Genomic DNA, 2,413 nt, shown 5'->3' with positions numbered 1-2,413 from the left:
GTGTTGTCCCCGAGTGTCGTCCCTCTAGCCAGCTGCACCTGTCGTGCCGAGAACCCGCCGCACGCCGTCAGTTCACCGCCCGCACCAGCCCGTCGGGGTCGCGGCGTAGCGCCCGCCCGGCCAGATCGCCGGTCGGTTTGCCGTCGCTGAGCGCGGCGACGCCGCCGACCAGGACGTGGGCGATGCCGTCGGCGGGTCGGCGGGGGTGGTCGAAGGTGGCGGTGTCACGGACGGTCTGCGGGTCGAAGAGGACCAGGTCGGCGTGGTGGCCGGGGCGGATCAGTCCGCGGCGGTCGAGCCGCAGTCGGCGGGCGGCGCGGCCGGTCATCCGGGCGATCGCCTGTTCCAGCGTGAGGACGCCCAACTCGCGGCTGTAGTGGGCGAGGTAGCGCGGGAAGGTGCCCCAGGCGCGGGGGTGCGGGCGGGCGCCGACGAGCAGGCCGTCGCTGCCGACGGTGTGCGCGGTGTGGCGCATGATGGCGCGGACGTTCTCCTCGTGGCCGACGTGCTGGAGGATGGTCGTCCCCAACTGGTCGGCGCGCAGCAGTCCGAAGAACACCTCGGTACCGGTTCGGCCCTGTTCGGCGGCGAGTTCGGACATCTTGCGGCCTACGACTCCGGCGAGGGCGGTGTTGCGGACGCCGGAGATCTGGATGGTGTCCCAGTCGGTGACCACGCCGTGGCAGCCGTCGCTGCCGTGTTCTTCGACGTCGATGCGGATGCGTTCGCGGGCGGCGGGGTCGCCGAGCCGGGTGAGGGTGGCTTCGGGGCCACCTTCGGTGGACCAACTGGGCAGCAGGGCGGCCAGGGTGGTGGACCCGGGCAGGTACGGGTAGCTGTCGAGGGTGACGTCGATGCCGTCGGCGAGGGCGGCGTCGACCAGGGCGAGGAACTCGCCGGCGCGGCCTTCGTTGACGCCGAAGTTCATGGTGGCGTGGGTGAGGTGGAGCGGGCAGCCGGAGCGTCGGGAGATCTCGACCATCTCCGCGTAGCCTTCCAACGCGCCTGCGCCGTACGAGCGTTGGTGCGGGGCGTGGTAGCCGCCGCGGGCGGCGACGGTGCGGCAGAGTTCGACGAGTTCGGCGGTGCCGGCGTACATGCCGGGGGTGTAGGTGAGTCCGGTGGACATGCCGACCGCGCCGTCCGTCAGCGCCTGGTCCAACAGGGCCTGCATGCGGTCGAGTTCGGACGTGGTGGGCGGGCGGTTGTCCCAGCCCATGGCGAGCATCCGGATGGTGCCGTGCGGGGCGAGGTAGCAGGCGTTGACGCCGATCGCCCGGTCGAGGCGGTCGAGGTACTGGCCGACGGTGCGCCAGTTCCACTCGAAGCCCTCGGGATCGCCGTTCCAGCCTGCGAGTTGGCGGCGCAGCGCGGCAAGGGTGGTGTCGTCGGCGGGGGCGTACGAGAGGCCGTCCTGGCCGAGGACGTCGAGGGTGACGCCCTGGGTGATCCGGGACGGGTGGTCGGGTTCGACGAGGAGTTGCAGGTCCGAGTGGGCGTGCAGGTCGATGAAGCCGGGGGCGAGGACGAGGCCGTCGGCGTCGACGGTGCGGCGGGCGGTGAGGCCGTGGCCGATGTCCTCGATGAGCCCGTCGGTGACGGTGACGTCGGCGCGGTAGCGGTCGGCGCCGGTGCCGTCGATGACGGTGGCGCCGCGCAGCAGCAGCTCGGGCATCAGAACCAGGTCCTCACCAGGCCGACCACGCGCGGGTGTTCGGCGTCGGCGTCGTCGACGACGGGGATCAGGCTCCACTTGTCGAAGGCGGTGCACGGGTGGGAGAGGCCGAGTCGGACGACGGCGCCGATCGGGGCGGCCTCACCGGCGGCGCGCAGGAAGGTGTGCTGGTCGTTCAGCGCGGTGACCTCGGCCCCCGCCAGCCCACTACCCGTCACGTCACTACCCGTCAGCTCACTACCCGGCGAGCCGCCCACCGAGCTACCGCCCACCAATGCGCCACCCACCGACTCTTCACCGTCCACCACGCCCGCGCGCCGGACGAGTTGCGGCTCGGGCAGCCCTTCGTCGAACGGCAGGTCGCGCTTTCCGGCGTCCAGCAGGGCGAGTTGGGGTTCGGGGTGGGAGACGACGCGGGCCCAGCCGTGCATGGCGGAGCGCAGGGGGGTGGCTCCGGTGGTGCGGGCGAGCGGGGAGATGCCGCGGTAGAAGCCGTCGTCGTGGGCGAGGTAGGCGCCGGCCCGGACGACGACCTTGGTGCCGGGGAACTCGGCGGCGAGGGGGGTGAGTTCTTCGGCGACGGTGTCGAAGTAGGCGCTGCCTCCGGCGGTGACCACGGGGGTGGGCGTGGGGTAGTCGGGGGCGAGGCGGCGGTGCAGTTCGGCGAGGTCGCGGAGGTAGCCGCGGACGGTGTCGAGGGCGGTGTCGGTGGCGTCGTGCGCGAGGGCGCCTTCGTAG

Annotated in this window: 2 protein-coding genes; both read right to left on the bottom strand. The window is 72.6% G+C overall.

Translation table 11 applies throughout. From position 1 onward, the window contains the following. Positions 1-67 precede the first annotated feature (67 nt). Positions 68-1,675: an N-acyl-D-amino-acid deacylase family protein gene (locus tag KCH_RS31285; RefSeq protein WP_035868602.1), complete on the bottom strand. Its 1,608-nt coding sequence runs from the start codon at positions 1,673-1,675 to the stop codon at positions 68-70. After that, positions 1,675-2,413: hypothetical protein (locus KCH_RS45290; RefSeq protein ID WP_035874613.1), on the bottom strand; the 739-nt coding region annotated here is incomplete at its 5' end. The genes KCH_RS31285 and KCH_RS45290, both read right to left, overlap by 1 nt.

It is taken from the genome of Kitasatospora cheerisanensis KCTC 2395, assembly GCF_000696185.1.
Classification (GTDB): domain Bacteria; phylum Actinomycetota; class Actinomycetes; order Streptomycetales; family Streptomycetaceae; genus Kitasatospora; species Kitasatospora cheerisanensis.
The sequence above is the reverse complement of the archived record's forward strand: the minus strand, read 5'-3'. Positions and strand labels throughout refer to the sequence as shown.

Bases quoted from the DNA above. Each gene is read 5' to 3' on its own strand.
- KCH_RS31285 (WP_035868602.1), bottom strand. From the start codon at position 1,675: ATGCCCGAGCTGCTGCTGCGCGGCGCCACCGTCATCGACGGCACCGGC.